This window comes from Flavimobilis rhizosphaerae (assembly GCF_014852685.1).
Lineage (GTDB): Bacteria > Actinomycetota > Actinomycetes > Actinomycetales > Cellulomonadaceae > Flavimobilis > Flavimobilis rhizosphaerae.
On the sequence record NZ_JACZDF010000003.1, the window covers coordinates 470,316 to 491,798 of the forward strand.

The window sequence follows — 21,483 nt, forward strand, 5'->3', positions numbered from 1 at the left end:
GCGACGAGGCGTTGGCCGCCCCGCGTCCTGCTCGATAGCCGATCCGTACGTATGAGCCGTACGGATCGGCTATCGAGCGGGCTTGGCCGCCGCGGCCGCCCGGGCCGCGGCCGGCAGGGCCTCGAGGATGCGCCCGACGGCCTCCTCGTCGTGAGCCGCAGTGAGGAACCACGCCTCGAACACCGACGGCGGCAGCGCCACCCCCGCGTCGAGCATCGCGTGGAAGAACGGCGGGAACCGCCACGCCTCCTGCGCCTGCACCTGCGCGTAGTTCCGCGGGCCCGCGGGGACGTCGGGCCGATGAGCGCCGGTCCCGGAAGCGCCGGCGACGGAGGCGTCGGCGACGGAGGCGTCGGCCGCGAAGGCGCTGGCCCCGGAGGCGTCGGCCCGGGACCCGTCGGCCGACGGCCCCCACGACCCGAACGCGACCGAGAACAGCGAGCCCGCCCGCTGCACCGAGTGCGCGACGCCCTCGGCGTCGAGCGCGGCCGACACCGCGTCGGACACGACGCGCGAGACACGGTCGACGTGCGCGTACACCGCGGCGTCCGCGAGCCGCAGCGTCGCGAGCCCCGCCGCGACCGCGACAGGGTTCCCCGACAGCGTGCCCGCCTGGTACACGGGCCCGAGGGGCGCGAGATGGTCCATGACCGACGCTCGCCCGCCGACAGCCGCGACGGGCATGCCACCGCCGATGACCTTGCCGAACGTCACGAGATCAGGCTCCCAGCCCTCGCGCCGCCCCTCGAGACCCCACCATCCGGCCCCCGAGACGCGGAAGCCCGTGAGCACCTCGTCGAGCACGAGCAGCGCCCCGTGCTGCGAGCACAGGCGCCGCAACGCCGCGTTGTAGCCCGGTGCGGGCTCGACGACGCCCATGTTCGCGGGCGCAGCCTCGACGATGACCGCCGCGACCCGCCCCGGGTGCGCGTCGAACGCCGCGGCCACGGCCGCGACGTCGTCGTACGGGACGACGATCGTCTCCGCCGCCGTCGCCTCCGTCACCCCCGCCGAGCCAGGCAGCGCCTGGTTCGCGACGCCCGAGCCCGCCTGCGCGAGCAGCGCGTCAAGATGCCCGTGGTAGCAGCCCGCCATCTTGATGACAAGCGGCCGGCCCGTCACGCCGCGCGCCAGGCGCACCGCCGTCATCGTCGCCTCCGTGCCCGTCGAGACGAGCCGCAGCTTCTCGACGAACGGCACGCGCGCGATGACCGCGTCGGCGAGCTCGGCCTCCGCGACCGTCGGCGCCCCGAACGACAGGCCGCGCGCCGCCGCCTCCTGCACTGCCGCGACGACCTCCGGGTGCGCGTGCCCGAGCAGGGCCGGACCCCACGAAGCGACGAGGTCGACCCGCTCGACGCCGTCGGCGTCCGTGACGTACGCGCCGCGCGCCGAGCGCAGCATGCGTGGCGTCCCCCCGACGGACCTGAACGCGCGAACCGGCGAGGACACCCCGCCTGGCAGGACCCGCCGCGCGTGCGCGAAGTCGGACTCGTTGCTCACAGCAGCTCCCTCACCTGCGGGTTCTCGACAGCTTCGAGAGCCCAGTACGTCGCGATGATGTCCGCGCCCGCACGCTTGATCGACGTGAGCGACTCGGCGATCGTCCGCTCACGGTCGATCCAGCCGATCGCCGCGGCGGCCTCGACCATCGCGAGCTCGCCCGACACCTGGTACGCCGCGACCGGCACGTCCGAGCCCGCGGCGACGTCCGCGAGGACGTCGAGGTAGAGGCTCGCAGGCTTCACCATGACGATGTCCGCGCCCTCGACGACGTCGAGCGCCACCTCGCGCTGCGCTTCCCGACGGTTCGCGGGGTCCATCTGGTACGTCCGACGGTCGCCCGTGAGCGTCGACTCGACGGCGTCGCGGAACGGCCCGTAGAGCGCCGAGGCGTACTTCGCGGCGTACGCGAGGACGGCCGTGTCGGTCAGCCCGGCGTCGTCGAGCGCCTCGCGCACCGCCTCGACCTGACCGTCCATCATCCCCGAGAGCGCGACGACGTCCGCGCCGCGCTCCGCCTGGAGCACGGCCATGCGCGCGTAGAGGTCGAGCGTCGCGTCGTTGTCGACGGTGGCGTCCGCGCGCAGGACACCGCAGTGACCGTGGTCCGTGAACTCGTCGAGGCACACGTCCGTCATGACGACGACCGCGTCGCCCACCTCGGCCTTGACGGCGGCCGTCGCGACGTTGAGGATGCCGTCCGGGTCGGTCGCGCCCGAGCCGACCGCGTCCCGCTCGAGGGGCACGCCGAAGAGCATGAGCCCGCCGAGACCCGCCTCGGCGACGCGCACGGCCTCGCGACGCAGCGAGTCGAGAGAGTGCTGGACGACGCCCGGCATCGACATGATCGGCGCAGGCTCGGTGAGGTCCTCCTTGACGAATGCGGGCAGGACGAGCTCGCGTGCGTCGACGCGCGTCTCGCTCACGAGCGCGCGGAGCGCGGGCGTGCGGCGCAGGCGGCGGGGGCGGTAGGGGAGCGCGGGTCGGGCGTCGTGGGTCACGGTTCTCTCCAAGGTCCGGGGTCCTCCATCTTCCCAGGTGGGTGCGGCGGAGGCCGCCCCACGCAGGTACGTGCGACTCGTAGGTGCTGAGCACCGTTCGATGGTGCTCAGGGCCTACGAGTCGGGGGGTGGGGTGATTCGGCTGACCGCTGCGACGAGCGCGGGGACGTCGGGCGTCGTCGCCTCCGCCTCGACGCGGAGCCCGAACGTGCGCGCGGTCGCCGTCGTGCGGGGGCCGATGCTCACGATCCGCCACGGCCGCGGGAGGGTTCCGGTGGCGACGCCGTCGAGCGTCAGGGATTCGTCGGCAGACGCAGTGCCCGCGAGCGTCGCCCAGGTCTCGGCGGTGCTCGACGACGTGAGGATGACGACGTCGACGTCGAGCGCCTCGTCGGGCAGGGACGTCGCCAGCTCGGTGACGTACGCGTCGGGTGCGTCGACGATCCACCCGGCGGCGCGGAGCCCGTCGACGAGCTCGGGCCGCGCGATCGCGGACCGCGGCGCGAACGCCCGCACGGCCACGCTCGATAGCCGATCCGGACCAGTGTTCTGCACCGATCCGCTATCGAGCGCCCCGCCCCCGGGCGCTGAGTGGTCCGATAGCCGATCGGTGCGCGACCCGTGCACGGATCGGCTATCGACAATCTGCCCGGTCGACAGCGCATCGTTCGATAGGGGATCGGGACGGGACCCGTGTACGGATCCGCTATCGATCGGAGCGTTCCGCTCCTCCTGACGGATTGACGGGTTTCCCCCGTCGGACGGGGCGAGCCCGTCAATCCGTCGGTGAAGGTGGGGCTCGTCGGGTTGAGACCCGACGAGCGCCGCGAGGAGGCCCGTCGCAGTGCGGTCCCACTCCGGGACGACGTCAACGTCGAGACCCGCCCGCCGGGCACGGCGCGCAGTCGACGGCCCGACGGCCGCGATCCGCGTCGTCGCCGGCACGACGATCATCGGCGCGCCCGGTCCCTGCCCACCGGACGGACGGTCCGCTGCGGACCCGCCGACAACGCCCGACGTCTCGGCGAGGGCGTCGACCGTCCGCGTGGACGTGCCGACGACGCCTGACGCTTCGGCCTGCGCGTCGACGGTGCGCGTGGACGTGCCGACCGCGCCCGACGCCTCGACGAGTGCGTCGACCGTGCGCTCGGACGTGAGGACGAGCCAGTCGTACCCGCCCGCTGCGAGCCTGCCCACACCCTCGTGCAACGGTGCGACGTCCACAGGCGGGCCGAACGTGATGAGCGGGACGACGACCGGATCGAACCCCGCGTCGGCGAGTGCCGCTGCGAGCTCCCGCCCAGGCCGCCCGCCCCGCGGCACAAGCACCCGCGCGCCACCCCTGCCCCCGCCCCCGCCCGAGGAATCCGCAGGATTGGCGACTCCCAGTGACCAATCCTGCGGATTCTTCGGCTGGGGGAGCGGGGGCTGCGGCGGGTGGGTGGTCATCGGAGGGGGGCGATGTCGGCAGCGCCCATCTCGAGGACGATCTCGGCGAGGTTGATGCCGAGCGACGCGGCGCCCTCGACGGCGTCGGCCACGTCGTATGTCCCCGCGCCGATGACGGGCCCGCTCGACGACGCGCCGTGCCGCAGGACGCGGGTTCCGTCGAGCGCCGCGACGACGACGTCGAGGTCGATGCGCATGCGCGCGTCGGGCCCGGACCCGGTGACGGAGACGGACGCGAGCGCCCCGACGGGCGCCGCGCACCCGGCTTCGAGCCGCGCGAGGAGCGCGCGTTCGGCAGTCGCGGCGAGCCGGGATGGCGCGTGGTCGAGCGCGTCGAGCCCCGGCACGACGGCGCCGGTCCGCGTCTCGACGCCGAGCACGCCCTGCCCGGGCGCAGGCAGCATGACGGACGGGTCGAGGACCTCGGTGACGAGCGCGCTCCGTCCGATGCGTGCGAGCCCTGCGGCTGCGAGGACGACGGCGTCGAGGTCTGCGTCCGGTCCGAGGGCGCGCGCGACGCGCGTGCCGACGTTCCCGCGGATGTCGACGGCCTCGAGGTCGGGACGCGCCGCGAGCAGCTGGGCGCGCCTGCGTGGCGAGCCCGTCCCGACGCGGGCCCCGCGCGGCAGCCCCGCGAGAGTGAGCCCGTCGCGGGCGACGAGCGCGTCGAACGGCGACTCCCGTGGCGGCATCGCGGCGATCGTGAGCCCGGGCGCGGGCGCGGTCGGCAGGTCCTTGAGCGAGTGCACGGCGACGTCGATGCGGCCGTCGAGCAGGGCGTCGCGCAGGGCCGCGACGAACACGCCCGTCCCGCCGAGCTGCGAGAGCGACGCGCGCGTCGTGTCGCCCTCGGTCGTCACGTGGACGGTCTCGAGCTCCACGGGTGTGCCGGCCGCGCTCGCGGCCACGCCGAGCGCGTCGGTGACGTGCCCGGTCTGGGTGCGGGCGAGCTCGGAGGCGCGGGTCCCGACGCGGATGACGCTGCTCATCCGACGTCCTCGGCGACGGTGGGCAGCACTCGTCCGCGCGGGTCGGGGCAGCAGTCGGGCCGGCACCTGTCGTACCAGGGGCCGAGGACCCCGGCGGCGCCGCACGTTGCCTGCGTGGGCACGCGGGTGGGGGCGGCGGTGCGCTCGGCGACGAGGTCGACGAGTCCGGCGACGAACTCGGGGTGCACGCCGGGCGTGGGGACGCGCTCGGCCGGGAGGCCGAGCTCGGCGCATGTGTCGAGGGCTTCGGTGTCGAGGTCCCAGAGGACCTCCATGTGGTCGGAGACGAAGCCGAGGGGCACGATGACGACGGCGTCCGGCCGCTCGTCGGGGTCGGCGGCGAGCTCGGCGAGGCGGTCGTTGATGTCGGGCTCGAGCCAGGGGGTGCGTGGGTCGCCCGAGCGTGACTGGTAGACGAGCTCCCACGGCACGGTGTCGTCGACGGCGGCCATGACGGCGTTCGCGACGGCGTAGTGCTGGGCCTCGTAGGCGCCGCCGTCGGCCCAGCCGACGGGTCCGTCGGGGCCGGTCTGGGGTCCGGTGACCTCGGCGGCGGCGGTGGGGATCGAGTGGGTGGCGAAGAGGACGCGCACGTCGCCGTGGGTGCGGAGGCGGTCGAGCGCCGCGCGCACGCCCTCGACGAACGGGGCGACGAAGCCGGGGTTGTCGAAGAACTGCCGGACCTTGTCGATGTGGAGGGTGCCCGTGAGGCCGGTGGCCTCGAGCGCCCCGGCGAGGTCCTCGCGGTACTGGCGGCAGCCGGAGTACGACGAGTACGCGGCGGTGACGATCGCGAGGAGGCGCCGGTGCCCGGCGTCGGCCGCGGCACGCAGCGTGTCGGCGAGGTAGGGGTCCCAGTTGCGGTTGCCCCACAGCACCGGGAGATCAAGCCCGCGGCGCGCAAGCTCGGCCTCGAGCGCGGCGCGCAGCTCCCGGTTCTGGTCGTTGATGGGGGAGACGCCGCCGTGGGCGCGGTAGTGGACGGCGACCTCCTCGAGGCGCTCGTCGGGGATGCCGCGGCCGCGCGTGACGTTGCGGAGGTAGGGCAGGACGTCGTCCTGGCCCTCGGGGCCGCCGAAGCCGACGAGGAGCACGGCGTCGTAGGCGACGGGCTCGGAGGGGACGACGGGCGGCAGCTGGCCGGCGATCTCGGCGAGGTAGTCGTCGAGATCGAGCTCGACGTCCTCGCAGCCGGCGGTGCCGCACGCGCAGCCGTGCGCGTCGTGGTCGTCGCCCGGGGACGCGGGCGCGACGGGAGTGAGGGACAGGTTCTCGCGGAACAGGTCGTCGGTGCTCATGCGACGTCCAGGAGGATCGCGGCGAGACGCTCGATGCTCACGCGGCGGCCGGTGTAGAACGGCAGCTCGTCGCGCACGTGGCGGCGGGCGTCGGTGTAGCGCAGGTGACGCATGAGGTCGACGAGGTCGGTGAGCTCGTCGGCCTCGAGGCCGAGCAGCCACTCGTAGTCGCCGAGGGAGAACGCGGAGACCGTGTTGGAGAGCACTTGGGGGAACTCGCGGCCCTTGAGGCCGTGGTCGGCGAGCATGGCGCGTCGCTCGTCCTCGGGGAGCAGGTACCACTCGTAGGACCGCACGAACGGGTAGACGGTGAGCCAGTCCTTGGGTTCCTTGCCGGTCATGAACGCGGGCAGGTGGCGGGCGGTGAACTCGGCCGGACGGTGGACGCCGAGGACGTTCCACACGGGCAGCAGGTCGCCGAGGAGGACGGACGTGCGCAGGGCGCGCAGTGCGGCCTGAAGGCCTTCGGCGGTGGGTCCGGTGAGCCAGACGATGACGTCGGCGTCGGCGCGCAGCCCGGACGCGTCGTAGAGGCCGCGGAGGTCGACGCCCTCGGGCAGGTCCTCGACGAGGTCGGTGAGATCGGAGGCTGCGGCCTCGAGCAGCTCGACGACGGTCTCCTGCGGGACGGACGTCGCGGAGGCGTCGATCGCGTTGCCGAGGAGCCGGGTGAGGAGCGGCTCGGCGGCGGGGTCGCGCCGCAGGACGGCCCAGAGGGTGTAGGCGACGGGCTCGGGCCCGTCGTGCTCGGACGTGGGGGTGCCGTACGCGTCGTGGCTCATGGGGTCGATTGTTGCCCCTCGGGGGCCGTGAGGAAAATGCTGCGCGCAATATCTCCTCGTGATGAGGATCCGGAATGGCGTCGTGACACGCGTCCACAAAAATGGATGCGCATTTCCGCACGACGCCTCAGGAATGGACGGCTGTTCCTGCACGTCGGGCATCGGCGACGACGGATGCGAGCCCCGTCCCCGCGACCCACGCCCCGGTGACGTGCAGCCCGCCGACGTCGTCGAGCGCGTCGCGCAGCCGTGCGACGCGGTCCGCGTGCCCGAGCGCCGCGAACGGCAGCCCCGCACCGAAGCGCACGACCTTCGCGCCGACGACGTGCGCGGGGGTGAGCGGCACGCCGAGCAGCTGGCCCGCGTCGTGCAGGGCCGTGCGCTCGAGGGACGTCGCGGACGCGTCGCCGGGGTCCGGGTCGCCGCCGAGCCGTCCGTAGGAGAGGCGCACCGCGTGGTGGCCGTCGGGCAGCGCGTCGCGCACCCACGCCCACTTGGCGCTCGAGTGCGTGAGCGCCTTGGCGCGCACGCCGTGCGCCGCGTTGACACCCTGCGCGACGAGCACGCCCGTGCCGCGCGGCGCGGCGTCGAGCCGCGGGTCGGCGAGGACGAGGGTGACGAGGCACACGTGCCCGCTCGGCAGCTCGGGCAGGACCGAGCCGGGCACGTGGGCACCGAGGAGGCGCGCGGCCTCAGCCGCGGTCGTCGCGACGAGCACGTCGTCGGCCTCGAGGGTGGCCGACGTGCGTGCGCCGACGGCGTCCTCGAACGTTCCGGGCCGCGCGGGCCCGAGGGTGTGGACGCGCCAGCCGTCGCCCGTGCGCTCGAGTCGTTCGACGCGCGTCGAGCGTCGGACGTCGACGCCGCGCGCCGCGAGGTCCGCGAGGAGCGCGGCGACGAGCGTGTGCATGCCGCCGCGGAGCCCCGCGACGGCCGACCCGGCGGGTGCGGCGGCCCGCAGTGCCGCGGCTGCGGCGACGAGCGAGCCGTGCCGGGCGACGCCCTCGCGCAGGCCGGGCGCAACGGCGTCGACGTCGAGGAGGTCCGCGCTCGCGGAGTGGACGCCACCGGCGACGGGCGCGACGAACGCGCGCAGCACGTCGTCGCCGAGGCGTGCCCGGACGAGGTGCCCGACGCTGACGCCGTCCGTACCCGCAGGGGGCCGTGTCCCGACGGACGCGGGCAGCGCGCCGTCGAGGCGTGCCCGCAGCCAGGCACGTGTGCCGAGCGCGCGCCGCACGTCGTCGAGGTCGCCCGGGATGCCGAGCACCCCCGAGCGTGGCAGCGGCATGAGCGCGTCGGGCGTCCGCACCCACGCGGGAGCGTCGACGGGCGTGACGATCTCGCCCGCGAGGCCGAGCTCGTCGAGCAGGTCCGCGACGGCGGTCGAGCGGGTCGCGAAGGACTCGGCGCCCGCGTCGAGCGTCACGCGCTCGAACGGGGAGTCGTCGGGGCACTGCGGCTCGGCGCCGTCGAGCCCGCCGCGCTCGACGACGAGCGGGCCGACGCTCCCGCCCATGTGCGCGGACGCCTCGAGGAGCACGACGGAACGCCCGGCGCGGGCGAGCTCCCGCGCCGCGGTAAGCCCCGCGACGCCTCCGCCGACGACGATCGTGCGGCTCATGAGCCCTCCGGCTGCCAGTCGTGGACGGTGCGGACGATGCCCGTGAGGACATCGGGGTCGGCGTCCGGCGGGACGCCGTGGCCGAGGTTGACGACGTGCGCGGGCGCGGCGAGGCCGCGGCGCAGGACGTCGTGGACGTGCCCCTCGAGCGTCGCACGCGGGGTGAAGAGGTAGGAAGGGTCGACGTTCCCCTGCAGGGGCGTCGCGTGCCCGAGCAGCGCGGAGGCCTCGTCGAGCGGCGTGCGGTGGTCGACGCCGACGACGTCCGCACCGACGTCGCGCATCGCGGCGAGCAGGTGCGCCGTGCCGGTGCCGAAGTGGACGACGGGCACGCGCTGCCCGCCGACGTCGAGGGCGCGCACGGCCTCGAGCGCGAGCGCGGAGAACGGCGCGACGGACTCCAGGTAGGACGCGAGGGACAGCGAGCCTGCCCACGAGTCGAAGAGCTGGACGACGCTTGCGCCGGCCTGTACCTGCGTGACGAGGAAGTCCGACGTCACGCGGGCGCACCACGTGAGGAGGCGCGCCCAGAGCTCGGGGTCGGCGTGCATGAGGCCGCGTGCCGCGAGGTGGTCGCGTGACGGACGGCCCTCGACGAGGTAGGCCGCGAGGGTGAAGGGCGCGCCGCCGAAGCCGACGAGCGGCGTGTCGCCGAGGCCGGACGCGCCGGGCTCCGCGGCGAGCCCCGCGACGGTGAGGGCGACGGCCTCGGCGATCGGGGCGAGGGCCGTCTCGTCGAGGCTCAGCTCCTCGAGCCGCGCGACGTCGTCGGCCGTCCGCACGGGCGCGCCGAGGACGGGCCCGACGCCGGGGGCGATGTCGACGTCGACGCCCGCGAGCCGCAGCGGCACGACGATGTCGGAGAAGAACACGGCCGCGTCGACGCGGTGCCTGCGTACGGGCTGGAGCGTGATCTCCGCGGCGAGCTCGGGCCGCAGGCACGACTCGATCATCCCGACGCCCTCGCGGACGCGCCGGTACTCGGGCAGGGAACGCCCGGCCTGGCGCATGAACCAGACGGGCGTGACGTCCGGCCGCTCGCCGAGAAATGCGCGCACAGCGCGCGACGAAGATGTCACGTTGTCAGCAAGGGGATGCGTCGTGAGATTCACAAGAACTGATTGTGCCGTGAATTCGTCGCAGTGGTTCAATCATTCTCACCGTGAACATCTTGTCCTTCTCCGCGTCGCACCACGACCTCGACCTCGACCTGCTCGAGATGCTCGGGTCGGTGGGTCCGGGGCTCGCGCGTGACGTCGTCGCGCCCGCCCCGGGGATCGTCGTCCCTCCGGCCGGCGCGGTCGTCCTCGCGACGTGCAACCGCGTCGAGGTCTACGTCGAGGCCGACGATGCGGCCGAGGCGACCGCGCGCGTCGCCGCCGTCGTCGGTGCGGCCACCGGTCTGCCGCGCGCCGAGGTCACGGCCTCGCTCACGCGTCGGACGGGCGTCGACGCGGCCCGGCACCTCCTGCGCGTCGCCTCGGGCCTCGAGTCGATGGTCGTCGGTGAGCGCGAGATCGCCGGCCAGGTGCGTCGGGCCGCGGTCCGCGCGCGTGAGCTCGGCACGTCGACACCAGCGCTCGACCTCCTCTTCGAGGAGGCGTCGCGCACGTCGCGTCGCGTCGAGGCCGCGACGGGCCTCGGCGCCGTCGGCCGCTCCGTCGTCGGCGTCGGTCTCGACCTCGCGGGGGAGAGCCTGCCGCCGTGGCGGCAGGTGCGGGCCGTGCTCGTCGGCACGGGCTCGTACGCGGGGGCGGCCTTCGCGGCGCTCCGCAGCCGCGGCGTCGTCGACGTCCGCGTCCACTCCCGCTCGGGTCGCGCCGAGGGCTTCGCGCACGCGCGCGGCGGCCTCGCGGTCGTGGGCGACGGCCTCGTCGACGCGGTCGCCGACGCCGACCTCGTCGTCTCGTGCTCGGGTCGTGTCGGGCATGTCCTCGACGCGGCGGGCGTCGCGTTGGCACGCGAGCGTGCGACCGACCGCGCCGAGCGTCGGGCGCACGAGCCCGACCCGACGGTGCGTCCCCTCGTCATCCTCGACCTCGCTCTGCGCCGCGACGTCGAGGCCGCGGTCGGTGACGTCGAGGGTGTCCTGCTTCTCGACCTCGCGACGATCGGTGCGCACGCCCCCGCGGCGGGGCCGCGACCGGTCGCGCACGCGGAGGCACTCGTCGAGGAAGGTGTCGCCGGTCTCTCGGGCCGCGAGCTGCGCCGCCGCGTCGACGCCGCCGTCAAGGACGAGGCGCTCGCCCTCACAGCGGCGGCCGAGCGCGAGGCTGCAACCGCGGGCGGCGACGCCCGCGCGGCGCGTCGCAACGCGTACGCGCGCCGCCACGCAGCGCTCCTCGCGGCGAAGGCGGCGGCTGCGCATCGTCTCACGCACTGACGCACAGGGTCTCGCCCCGACGGCGGGTCCCGACGTACGGTGGTCGGGCCCGTGCACGGTCCGACCGTGCGGGGGACGCTCGAGGGAGACGGCGACGCACGTCGCCGTCGGGCGTGAGCACGGACGACGACGCTGGGACGGATGACGACGATGTGGACTGACGCGCGACGCACGACCGTGAGGGCCGGCCGCCCTGCCCGACACCGGGGCGGGCGCGCTGCCGCGCTTGTGAGCGCTGCGGCGCTCGTCGTGGGGGTCGGCGTGCCGGTCGTCGAGGCGGCGCCCGCTGCCGCTGTGCCCGTGGCTGCGGCGCCCGTAGCCGCGGCGAACAACGGCGACGGGCAGACGTTCGACACCGCGCTCGGCCGCTTCGACGCGGGCCGCATCATCACCGACGAGGTCTTCTTCGCAGGCGCCGACCTCAGCGCCGCACAGGTCCAGACGTTCCTCGAGGGCAAGGTCCCGGACTGCGCCGCGACGACAGGGCCGGCGTGCCTCAAGGACTTCCGCCTCACGACCGCGTCGGTCAAGGCCAACGACTACTGCCGCGCGTACAAGGGCGCGAAGAACGAGCGCGCGTCGGCCGTCATCTCCAAGGTCGCCGCCGCGTGCGGGGTGAGCGCGAAGTCGCTCCTCGTGCTGCTCCAGAAGGAGCAGGGACTCGTCACCGCGAAGGCGCCCTCGCAGCGTCAGTACGACGCCGCGACCGGCTTCGCATGCCCCGACAGCGGCGGGTGCAACCCGGAGAACGCAGGGTTCTTCAACCAGGTGTACGGCGCAGGGCGGCAGTACCAGCGGTACGCCAAGGAGACCGGCATCTACAACTGGCGACCCGCGGGCGAGACACACGAGATCCTCTATCACCCGACCCGCAGCTGTGGCACGCGGACGGTGACGATCGCCAACAAGGCCACCGCAGGTCTCTACTACTACACGCCCTACACCCCGAACGCGGCCGCGATGGCGAACCTCTCCGGCACCGGTGACGAGTGCTCGTCGTATGGCAACCGCAACTTCTGGCGTCTCTTCACGCAGTGGTTCGGCTCGACGACGGTGAGCGTCACTGGCCCGGTCCAGGTGGCGTGGCTGCGGGCGGGCGGCGTCGACGGTAGCTTCGGACGGCAGCAGTCGGCGGTCCGTTGCTCGACGGGCTCGCCCCGCTACTGTGTGCAGACGTTCGTGGGCGGCACCGTCGCGTCGTCGGGGTCGTCGGGCTTCACGATGCCGGGCTCGGCGATCCGCACGCGCTGGGTGGCGGGCGGCTCCGAGAAGGGCGCGCTCGGCTGGCCCAAGGCCGCGCAGCGGTGCGGCGCGGGCGGTGTGTGCACGCAGAAGTTCACGGGCGGGTACGCGGCGACCTCGCCGAAGACCGGGACGCGCGCGGTGCTCGGGCGCCTCTCGACCGCGTGGGTGAAGGCCGGTGGACGCAACGGTGCGCTCGGCCTGCCGCGTGCCGAGCAGCGGTGCACGCGGTCCGGGAAGTCGTGCACGCAGAAGTTCCAGGGCGGGTACGCGACGACGCACCCGACGTACGGCACACGGACCGTCACGGGCGACTTCTCGTCCCGCTGGGTGCGCACGGGCGGGCGGAACGGGTCGCTCGGCTGGCCGACGACGTCGCGCTACTGCTCGAAGGTCAAGGGCGGTGCGACGGCGTGCGGCCAGCGCTTCGCGAAGGGCGCGATCACGTCCCACACGCGGTTCGGCGTCCAGCACGTCAACGGTCGCATCGGTGCGGAGTGGCTCGCGCGCGCGAAGGCGGGCCGCTCGGTCGGGTACGCGAAGGCCCCGACGAGCTGCTCGAAGCGCAAGGGCGTCAACACGTGCCGGCAGGAGTTCGCGAAGGCGACGCTCGTGTCGCGCACGGGCAAGCCCACGGTCGCGGTGACGGGCATCAACCGCACGCTGTTCCTCAAGAACGAGAAGAAGCTCGGCCTGCCGACGTCGGACCGCACGTGCTCGGGCAAGGGCAAGAAGAGGGTGTGCACGCAGTCGTTCGCGAAGGGCAAGATCGTCAAGAAGGGCTCGGGGCGGTCGAAGGTCGTGCTCGCGCGTCGCTGACGACGGACGGCTGAGCACGCTCTCATTCGCAGGCGACGTCCAGCGAGCGTCGAGGTTCGCGTCAGCGCACCGCGGTGAACTCAGAGTGAACACACACCCGAGCGATCCCCGGAGCCCGCCGTGCAGCACCTTCCTCTTGTCCTCGCCGATCTTGTCGCGATCAGCGTCCTCGTCCTCGCGGTCTACCACCCGCGGCACCGGCGCAAGGACCTCGCCGTCGCGTTCTTCGGCGTCAACGTCGGGGTCATGGCGGTCGCGGTCGTCCTCTCGGGCACGACGGTCGGTGCGGGGCTCGGCCTCGGGCTCTTCGGTGTCCTCTCGATCATCCGGCTGCGGTCGACCGAGCTGAGCCAGCGGGAGGTCGCGTACTACTTCGTGGCACTCGCGCTCGGGCTCGTCTCGGGCCTCGGGGCGACGAGCGTCGCCGTGACGGCGGCGTTGCTCGCTGGCCTCGTCGCAGTTCTCGCGGTCGTCGACGCGCCGGGCTTCCTCGGGCGTGACCGGGAACGGCTCGTCGTCCTCGACGCCGCGTACACGGACGACGTGGCGCTCGCGGACGCGGTCGAGCGTCTGCTCGGGGTGCGTCCGCACACGCTCGACGTGGTGCGGCTCGACCTCGTCAACGACTCGACGACGGTGACGGTCCGGTTCCGTGATCCGCGCGGCGGGCGTGCCGTCGTGGGTGACGCGGCGCTGCCCGTCGCGGTGACGGCATGAGCGCGGCGCTGCTCGACGCCCCGGCCTGGGCCGGTGCGGTCGAGGGTCTCGCGCCGGTGGGGCTCGACGAGCTCGTCGCGACGGCGGGCCTGCTCGCGCGCGTCGACCGCAAGTACGTCGTGCCCCTCCCTGTCGTCGCCGCGGTCGTCGGCCGGCTTGCGGGCGTCCGGGTCCTCGAGGTCGGCGGGCGTCGGGCGTCGGCGTACGGCTCCGTGTACTTCGACACGCCGGACCTCGCGTGTTTCCGCATGTCCGCGCACGCGCGTCGCCGCCGGGTCAAGGTGCGTTCGCGCACGTACCTCGACTCGGGTGTCGCGTTCACGGAGGTGAAGACGCGCGGTCCGCGCGGGCTCACGGTCAAGGACCGGCAGCCCCGTGCGGGGGCGGACGACGCTCTCGGCGCGGACGATCGCGACTACGTCGCAGGCGTCCTGCGCGCACGGGTGCCTTCCGACGGCGCCCTGCGGCCGGTGACGCTCGCGCCGGTGCTGCGGACGACGTACACGCGGACGACGCTCGCGCTCCCGGACGGTGCCCGTGCGACCGTCGACCTCGACCTCGTGTGGCGCACGCCCGGCGGCACGGTGGCGTGTGGTGTCGAGGGCGTCGCCGTCGTCGAGACGAAGTCGCCCGGCGGGGCGACGGTGCTCGACCGGGCGCTGTGGCGCGCGGGCGTGCGGCCCTCGCGGTTGTCGAAGTTCGGGGCGGGCCTCGTCGTGCTCGACCCGTCGCTCCCTGCGCACCGGTGGTGCTCGACGCTCCGCCGGCTCCCGCTGCACGCGGCCTGAGCCGCGCGACGCTCCTGCGGCCCTGAGCCGCTCCTGCGACCCCGGTCGCGCGCTTGTTCCTGCCGTGGCCTGCCGGCCCGGCTCCCCCTGCCTGGAAGGTGCCCTCCCATGACTCGTCTGTCCTCCCTCGGTCCCACGACCCGCTCCGCGCGCCCGGACCGGTCCGCTCGCGCTGGTGCGCGGCGGCGGCTCACTGCCGCGACGCTCCTCGGCCTTGGCGGCGCGGCGCTGCTTGCCGGCTGCACCGACGATGCGACCGCGACCGACCCTGCGGACCCGGCGACCCTGAGCGCCGCCGAGGCGGAGGCGGTCGTCGCGGACGCGTCGCTCGACGCCGCGACCGTGCTCGCGGAGAACGCCAACGCCTCGGTGACGACGCCCGACGAGTGGGCGTCCGATGACGTCGTCGACGTCGCGCTCGCGGGCGACGCCGCGACGACGACGGGCACGGGCGTGACGTCGTCGGGCGGGGTCGTGACGATCTCGGCGGCGGGGGTCTACCGGCTCTCGGGCGAGCTGGCCGGGTCGGTCGTCGTCGCGGCGCCCGACGACGCACGTGTCGTCCTCGTGCTTGACGGCGTGACGATCACGTCGCCGACGTCGGCCGCGATCGCCGTGACGAGCGCGGACGACGTCGTCCTCCACCTGGCCGACGGGTCGACGAACGTCGTCGAGGACGCGACGCAGCGCGCGGACGGGGACGAGGCCGACGCCGCCGTGTGGTCGGACGCCGACCTCACGGTGTCGGGCTCGGGAACGCTTGCCGTGACGGCGCACGTCAACGACGGGATCGTCGCGACGGACGATCTCGCGGTGCTCGACGGCACGCTCACGGTGACCGCGGTCGACGACGGCCTGCGCGGCAAGGACGCGCTCGAGATCCGTGGTGGGTCGGTGACGATCGACGCGGGCGGGGACGGTCTGACGAGCGACGAGGACGAGGACCTGACGTCGGGCACCGTGACGCTCACGGGTGGTGACGTCGTCGTCACCGCGGGCGACGACGGCGTGCAGGCGACGACGGACGTCGTCGTCACGGGCGGGACACTCACGGTGTCGGCGGGCGGCGGGGCGGACGGCGCGTCCGCGTCGGCCTCGGTGTCCTCGGACGGGGAGACCGCGAAGTCGCACGGGGTCACGGCGGGCGTCCACCTCGTCGTGGCGGGGGGCGAGCTCGAGGTCGATGCGGCCGAGGACGCGCTCACGAGCGACGGCGCGCTGCGCGTCGAGGGCGGGTCCCTCACGCTCGCGGCGGGTGACGACGGGCTGCACGCGGACACGGCGCTGACGATCGCCGCGGGCGACGTCACGGTGACGCGGTCTGAGGAGGGCGTCGAGAGCTTCGCGATCCGGGTCGAGGGCGGGACGGTCGACGTCACGGCGTCGGACGACGGGTTCAACGCGTCGGGCGACAGGCCGGGCACGTCGTCGTCGTCGTCGACGACGTCGGAGGCGGCCGGCTCGGACCGCGCGCGACCCACGGACATGCCGACGGACATGCCGACGGACATGCCGACGGACATGCCGACGGGAGGCCCTGGCGACGGCGGCACACGCCCCACGGAGGCGCCCGCCGACGGCACCCGACCAGAGCGGCCCGCCGACGGGGGGAACGGCACCGCGAGCGACCCGGCGCGCGGCGGCCAGGGCGGCGGCCCCGGCGGAGGGGGCGGATCGGAGGCCGACGGCGGGCAGAGCCTCGTCGTCGCGGGCGGAACCGTCACGGTGAGCGCGGGCGGCGACGGCCTCGACTCGAACGGCTCGCTCACCGTGAGCGGCGGCACCGTCGTCGTCGGCGGCTCCCGCGACCCCGAGAGCGCGTTCGACGTCAACGGGACGTTCGCGCTCACGGGCGGCACCGTTCTTGCGACAGGCGCGACCGGGATGAACGAGTCGCCGGACCCGGACGCGTCGACGCAGGCGTGGCTCCAGTCGAACCTCACGACAACCCTCGCCGCGGGCACGCGCCTCACGCTCGTCGACGCGTCGGGCGCCACGATCCTCACGCTCACGGCGTCGGGACAGGCGACGCAGGTCCTCGTCTCGTCGGCGGACCTCACCGACGCGGCGAGCTACACGCTCACGGCGGACGGCGCCGAGGTCGCGACCGTCGTCGCGGGCGAGGCCCCCGCCGGAGGGCGCGGCGGTCGGTGAGCCGCGCGGGGCGCGGCACTTCGGGCCGGGGCCCGCACACCTGTAGCGTCGCACCATGAGGCTGGGAGTCTTGGACGTCGGGTCCAACACGGTGCACATGCTCGTCGTCGACGCGGAGCGTGGCCGCCCGCACGTGCCCGTCGCGAACCGTCGTTCGATCGTGCGGCTCATGCGTTTCCTCGAGCCCGACGGCTCGATCGGCGCGGAGGGGGTCGACCTCATCCTCGCGGGCGTCCGCGACGGCCGCGAGCTCGCGCGCGAGCACGGCATCGCGGAGCTGCTCGTCCTCGTGACGTCGGCGATCCGTGAGGCACCCAACGGCGGCGACGTCATCGCGCGCATCGAGGAGATCCTCGGCGAGCAGATCGCCATCCTCTCGGGCGAGGAGGAGGCCGCGCTGACGTTCCTCGCGGCGCGCCGCTGGCACGGGTGGGGTGCGGGACGCATCCTCCTGCTCGACATCGGCGGGGGGTCGCTCGAGGTCGCATACGGCGTCGGCGAGGTGCCGGACGTCGCGTTCTCGCTGCCGCTCGGCGCGGGCCGCTCGACGATCCAGTTCCTCGACACGGACGTCTCGACGGCCGAGCAGGTCGAGGCGCTGCGTCACCACGCGCGGGCGGTCCTCGCGGACGCGCTCGGCGAGCTCGACGAGCGGCCTCGGCCCGACCACGTCGTCGCGACGTCGAAGACGTTCCGCTCGCTCGCGCGGCTCGCGGGCATGCAGGTCGAGGCTGTCGGCCCCGACGACCGCTGGCGGCTGCGCCGTTCGATGCTCGCCGACTGGGTGCCGCGCCTGGCGCGGCTCACGGCGCAGGGCCGCACCGAGCTTCCCGGGATCACGCCCGAGCGGACGTACCAGATTGTCGGCGGCGCGATCGTCGCCGAGGAGGCGATGCGGGCACTCAAGGTCGCCGAGGTCGAGATCTGCCCGTGGGCGATGCGTGAGGGTGCGATCCTGCGCCGGACCGACACGCTCTGACCGTCTCCTCGAGGCTGGCACGTCGAGCGGCTCGCCCCGGGGTACGTCGGGCAGCGCGTCGCGACCCGCTCAGGAACGGGGACGTCGACGCCCCGGGCACCGTGCGGTGCCCGGGGCGTCGTGCGCGCGTCAGAGGTAGCGCTCGACGAGCGTGCTCGCGATGCCCGTGTACGTCGCGGGCGTCATGGCCTGCAGGCGTGCGGTGACGTCGGCGGGCAGGCCGAGCGTCCCGACGAACTCGCGCATCTCGGGACCGGTGACGCGGTGGCCGCGCGTGAGTTCCTTGAGGCGCTCGTAGGGGTTCTCCATGCCGGGCACGCCGGCGACGCCCGCGGCGCGCATGGCCGACTGGATGGCCTCGCCGAGGACCTCCCAGTTGTGGTCGAGGTCCTCGAGGAGGGTCGGCTCGGAGACGGCGAGCGCGGTGAGACCGCGGGCGACGTTGTCGATCGCGAGCAGCGAGTGGCCGAACGCGGTGCCGATGTTGCGCTGTGTCGAGGAGTCGGTGAGGTCGCGCTGCATGCGGCTCGTGACGAGCGTGGCCGCGAGCGTGTCGAGGAGGGCGTTCGAGATCTCGAGGTTGGCCTCGGCGTTCTCGAAGCGGATGGGGTTGACCTTGTGCGGCATGGTCGAGGAGCCGGTCGCGCCGGGCACGGGGATCTGCGTGAAGAAGCCGAGCGAGATGTACGTCCACACGTCGGTCGCGAGGTTGTGGAGGATGCGGTTGAAGCGCGCGACGTCCGCGTAGAGCTCGGCCTGCCAGTCGTGCGACTCGATCTGCGTCGTCAGCGGGTTCCACGTGAGGCCGAGGTGCTCGACGAAGCTCTGCGAGACGGCCGGCCAGTCGGCGCCGGGCACGGCCGCGAGGTGCGCGCCGTAGGTGCCGGTCGCGCCGTTGAGCTTGCCGAGGTACTCGGCGGCCGCGACGCGGCGGGTCTGCCGGCGCAGGCGGTGCGCGAGGACGGCGAGCTCCTTGCCGACGGTCGTCGGGGTCGCGGGCTGCCCGTGCGTGCGGGAGAGCATGGGGACGTCGGCGTGCTCGCGCGCCATGGCAGCGATCTGCTCGACGAGCGCTTCGGCGGCCGGCAGCCACACCTGGCGGACAGCTCCCTGGACCATGAGGGCGTAGGAGAGGTTGTTGATGTCCTCGCTCGTGCACGCGAAGTGGACGAGCTCGCTCACGGACGGCAGGACGGTCTCCTCGCCGAGGAAGCCGGGGGCGGCGGCGATGCGGCGCTTGATGAAGTACTCGACGGCCTTGACGTCATGGACGGTCTGCCGCTCGATCTCGGCGAGCTCGGCGACGCCGGCGGCGCCGAAGTCGGAGACGATCGCGCGGAGGTAGCCCTTCTCGTTCTCCGAGAGGCGTGCTGCGCCCGGGACGACCTGCTGGTCGGTGAGGTGGATGAGCCACTCGACCTCGACGTGGAGGCGTTCGCGGTTGAGCGCGGCCTCGGAGAGGTGGTCGACGAGCGGCGCGACCGCGCGGCGGTAGCGGCCGTCGAGCGCACCGAGGGCGATCGGCGGGTTCGCGTCGGCGAGGATGACGCGGTCGGTCACGGGCGTGGGCGTCGTCGAAGGCATGGCGGCATCCTCCCACGGGGGACGGACATCCGGGCGGGGTCGTCCGGCCTGCGACCTGACCACAGGTGGGGCTTCCGAGGACCCCGTCCACGGATCTTCGGGGAGCCCTCGCAGAGCCGTCCGACCGCGCCTACGGTCACCGCCATGACAGACACCGCGCCCCCTGCACCGCCTCCCGTCCCCGCGCCCCACGGCGACGAGCTCGCGTGGGTCGCCGCACGACTTGCCCACGTGTCCGGGGTGCTCACCGACGCCCGCGCGACCCTCGTGCAGGTACGGACGACGACCTGGCGTTCGGGAGCAGCGCTGCGCTTCCTCGAGCTCGTCGGGCTCCTCGCCGACGACCTCGAGGCCGCTGCCGGCCTCGTCGCCGAGGCCGAGCGTGCGCTGCCCGCGCTCGCGAGCGCGGCCGCGAGGGCGGAGCAGACGGTGAGTGCGGCCGGGGGGCAAGCGTGAACGGCGGTCTGACCCCGCCGGCGCCGCTCCGCGCGCCGTCGGACCTCGCCGCGCCGCTGTCGACGGGCACGGTCCCGCTCGTCCCGCAGGCGTTGACGGACGGGCTCATGCCGGCGCGCAAGCTCGCGCAGGGTCCCCGGACGTCGGTGCGGGAACCGGCCGATGGCTCGCCTCCGGTCTGTGTCGCGCCCTATGACACGGAGATCGTGCGGCTGCCGGAGCGTCCCCGGGGCATCGTGGTCTCCGGCGGCGTCACGGGCTTCCACGTCGACCTCGACGAGCTCGAGGTCCTCGGCACGACGCTGCGACGGCTCACCGCACGGCTCGACGGCACCGGCGTGCACGGGGGTGTCGCGGCGACGGACGTCCGCGCGCTCGAGGAGCGTCTCGGGCACGCCCTCGCGGCGGCGGTAGCGCTGGTCGTCGCCTCGGGGGCGACGTTCGAGGTCGTCGCGGCGCGGGCGGCGCTCGCTGCGCGCGCTGCCGACGTGGTCGAGGCGCTCGAGCTGCTCGGGCGCGGCATCACGCGTGCTGCCGACGAGGCGGGACGACTCGCGGACGGGCTTGACGGTGCGCGGGAGACGTATGCGCGGGCGGAGGAGGAAGCACGCCCGCCCGAGGACGACGGCGTGTGGCGTCGGCTCGCGATGGCGTTCGCGCCCGTCGCGGGCGTGACGAGTCTCGTCCGAGCGGGAGGCGTCGTCGCGGACATCCGCGAGGACGGGGCCGAGCGGACCGACATCGCGACCCCGGCGCTCGACATGGTCACCGATCTGCGCACTCCGCTCTACCTCGTCGAGAGCGCGGTCGGGGCGGGCCTGGGACGGGCACCGAAGCCGCTCAACCGCGCCGGGACCGCTGACTTGCTCACGGAGGTCGCTCACTACGGCCTCGTGGAGCCGGCGACGTTCGTGTGGGCGCACCGGTTCCGGGACCGTCTCCCGACCCCCGAGATGAGCCCGCACCCGGCGCCGGAGGGCGCGCGGCGCGCGGGCACGACGACGCAGGCGCTGCGCACCCTCGACGCGATCAACGCGCGCTCGGCGGAGGGTGCCGTCGGCGTGCAGCGCACGGTCCGTCCGGACGGCTCGAGCTCGTGGGTCGTCTACATCCCGGGCAGCGAGGGGCGCCCGAACCCCGCGAAGAAGGGGTTCTTCGTCGCTGATCACGCCCGGACGTGGGGCAGCAACACGGGGGTCCTCATGCGTCGGAACGAGCAGGCCATCCGTGCGGTCGAGCGCGCGATGCGCAACGCGGGCGTCAAGGACGGCGAGAAGGTCGTGTTCGTCGGGCACAGCCAGGGCGGCGCGATCGGCGCGCTGCTCGCCGCAAGACGCGGTTCGGGAGGGCTCGTCACCGTGGGGGCGCCAACGGGCGGCATCGACCTCCCGAAGGAGGTCGAGGCGGTGCACATCGAGGTCAAGGGCGACGAGGTCCACGAGCTCGACGGCCGGGAGAACCCGGCGACGTTGACGCGGACGACCGTCACGGTGCGACCGGACGAGGCCGCGGGGACGCCGCACGCGCCGGTTGACAAGATGCACTCCTCGGTCAACGGGGTGCGCGCCGCGGAGGCGCTCGAGGGCTCGGCCGTCACGGCGGCACTTGACGACGTGCTGGGGGACGTCGGCGGGCGGCCGTCGGGCCCTCTCGAGGAGGCGCTTGCGAGCCCGGTCGAGGTCTACGTGCCCGAGCCGACGACACGGTGAGGCCGG

17 protein-coding genes are annotated in these 21,483 nt (G+C 74.3%); 8 read left to right on the forward strand and 9 right to left on the reverse strand.

All coding sequences use genetic code 11. The annotated features are described in order from the left end of the window. Window positions 1–69: 69 nt before the first annotated feature. From IGS67_RS08440 to hemE, 8 genes are all read right to left on the reverse strand, one after another. Window positions 70–1,503 carry a glutamate-1-semialdehyde 2,1-aminomutase gene (locus IGS67_RS08440; protein WP_192279572.1) on the reverse strand — a complete coding sequence of 478 codons (1,434 nt, stop codon included), beginning with the start codon at window positions 1,501–1,503 and terminating at the stop codon, window positions 70–72. Then, the gene (gene hemB / locus IGS67_RS08445) at window positions 1,500–2,504 is read right to left on the reverse strand and encodes a porphobilinogen synthase (RefSeq protein ID WP_192279574.1); all 1,005 of its coding nucleotides are present in this window, start codon (window positions 2,502–2,504) and stop codon (window positions 1,500–1,502) included. Before hemB ends, IGS67_RS08440 begins: the two co-directional genes overlap by 4 nt. Before the next feature lie 114 nt (window positions 2,505–2,618). After that, window positions 2,619–3,833 carry a uroporphyrinogen-III synthase gene (locus tag IGS67_RS08450; RefSeq protein WP_192279576.1) on the reverse strand — a complete coding sequence of 405 codons (1,215 nt, stop codon included), beginning with the start codon at window positions 3,831–3,833 and terminating at the stop codon, window positions 2,619–2,621. A 116-nt stretch (window positions 3,834–3,949) separates the two neighbouring features. Next, window positions 3,950–4,942 (reverse strand): hydroxymethylbilane synthase, encoded by a 993-nt coding sequence (gene hemC, locus IGS67_RS08455; RefSeq protein ID WP_192279579.1) that lies wholly within the window; start codon window positions 4,940–4,942, stop codon window positions 3,950–3,952. Beyond that, on the reverse strand, window positions 4,939–6,240 hold the full coding sequence (locus IGS67_RS08460) for a ferrochelatase (protein WP_192279581.1): 1,302 nt from the start codon (window positions 6,238–6,240) through the stop codon (window positions 4,939–4,941). The genes hemC and IGS67_RS08460 overlap by 4 nt, the downstream gene beginning before the upstream one ends. Further along, window positions 6,237–7,022 carry a hydrogen peroxide-dependent heme synthase gene (hemQ, locus tag IGS67_RS08465; protein ID WP_192279583.1) on the reverse strand — a complete coding sequence of 262 codons (786 nt, stop codon included), beginning with the start codon at window positions 7,020–7,022 and terminating at the stop codon, window positions 6,237–6,239. The genes IGS67_RS08460 and hemQ overlap by 4 nt, the downstream gene beginning before the upstream one ends. 127 nt (window positions 7,023–7,149) lie before the next feature. Next, window positions 7,150–8,646: a protoporphyrinogen/coproporphyrinogen oxidase gene (locus tag IGS67_RS08470; RefSeq protein WP_192279585.1), complete on the reverse strand. Its 1,497-nt coding sequence runs from the start codon at window positions 8,644–8,646 to the stop codon at window positions 7,150–7,152. Beyond that, window positions 8,643–9,758, reverse strand: coding sequence for a uroporphyrinogen decarboxylase (hemE, locus tag IGS67_RS08475; RefSeq protein WP_192279587.1), 1,116 nt, complete (start codon window positions 9,756–9,758; stop codon window positions 8,643–8,645). Before hemE ends, IGS67_RS08470 begins: the two co-directional genes overlap by 4 nt. Window positions 9,759–9,808: 50 nt before the next feature. Between hemE and IGS67_RS08480 the strand changes: the two genes are divergently transcribed. From IGS67_RS08480 to IGS67_RS08505, 6 genes are all read left to right on the forward strand, one after another. Beyond that, window positions 9,809–11,029, forward strand: coding sequence for a glutamyl-tRNA reductase (locus IGS67_RS08480; protein WP_192279589.1), 1,221 nt, complete (start codon window positions 9,809–9,811; stop codon window positions 11,027–11,029). 141 nt (window positions 11,030–11,170) lie between these two features. Then, the gene (locus tag IGS67_RS08485; protein ID WP_192279591.1) at window positions 11,171–13,090 is read left to right on the forward strand and encodes an LGFP repeat-containing protein; all 1,920 of its coding nucleotides are present in this window, start codon (window positions 11,171–11,173) and stop codon (window positions 13,088–13,090) included. A gap of 120 nt (window positions 13,091–13,210) precedes the next feature. After that, window positions 13,211–13,807, forward strand: a complete 597-nt coding sequence (locus tag IGS67_RS08490; protein ID WP_192279592.1) for a DUF4956 domain-containing protein — start codon at window positions 13,211–13,213, stop codon at window positions 13,805–13,807. Continuing rightward, window positions 13,804–14,595 carry a VTC domain-containing protein gene (locus tag IGS67_RS08495; RefSeq protein WP_192279593.1) on the forward strand — a complete coding sequence of 264 codons (792 nt, stop codon included), beginning with the start codon at window positions 13,804–13,806 and terminating at the stop codon, window positions 14,593–14,595. The genes IGS67_RS08490 and IGS67_RS08495 overlap by 4 nt, the downstream gene beginning before the upstream one ends. Window positions 14,596–14,703: 108 nt before the next feature. Further along, window positions 14,704–16,749, forward strand: coding sequence for a carbohydrate-binding domain-containing protein (locus IGS67_RS08500; protein ID WP_192279594.1), 2,046 nt, complete (start codon window positions 14,704–14,706; stop codon window positions 16,747–16,749). Window positions 16,750–16,804: 55 nt separating this feature from the next. Then, the gene (locus IGS67_RS08505) at window positions 16,805–17,728 is read left to right on the forward strand and encodes a Ppx/GppA phosphatase family protein (protein WP_192279595.1); all 924 of its coding nucleotides are present in this window, start codon (window positions 16,805–16,807) and stop codon (window positions 17,726–17,728) included. 129 nt (window positions 17,729–17,857) lie between these two features. Here IGS67_RS08505 and purB read toward each other — a convergent pair whose 3' ends face one another. Beyond that, window positions 17,858–19,312 (reverse strand): adenylosuccinate lyase, encoded by a 1,455-nt coding sequence (gene purB / locus IGS67_RS08510; RefSeq protein WP_192279596.1) that lies wholly within the window; start codon window positions 19,310–19,312, stop codon window positions 17,858–17,860. A gap of 144 nt (window positions 19,313–19,456) precedes the next feature. On the opposite strand from purB, the gene IGS67_RS08515 reads away from it, so the two are divergent. Together IGS67_RS08515 and IGS67_RS08520 are read left to right on the forward strand one after the other, a co-directional pair. Continuing rightward, the gene (locus IGS67_RS08515; protein WP_192279597.1) at window positions 19,457–19,768 is read left to right on the forward strand and encodes a hypothetical protein; all 312 of its coding nucleotides are present in this window, start codon (window positions 19,457–19,459) and stop codon (window positions 19,766–19,768) included. Beyond that, window positions 19,765–21,477: a hypothetical protein gene (locus tag IGS67_RS08520; protein WP_192279599.1), complete on the forward strand. Its 1,713-nt coding sequence runs from the start codon at window positions 19,765–19,767 to the stop codon at window positions 21,475–21,477. The genes IGS67_RS08515 and IGS67_RS08520 overlap by 4 nt, the downstream gene beginning before the upstream one ends. The last annotated feature ends 6 nt before the right edge of the window (window positions 21,478–21,483 follow it).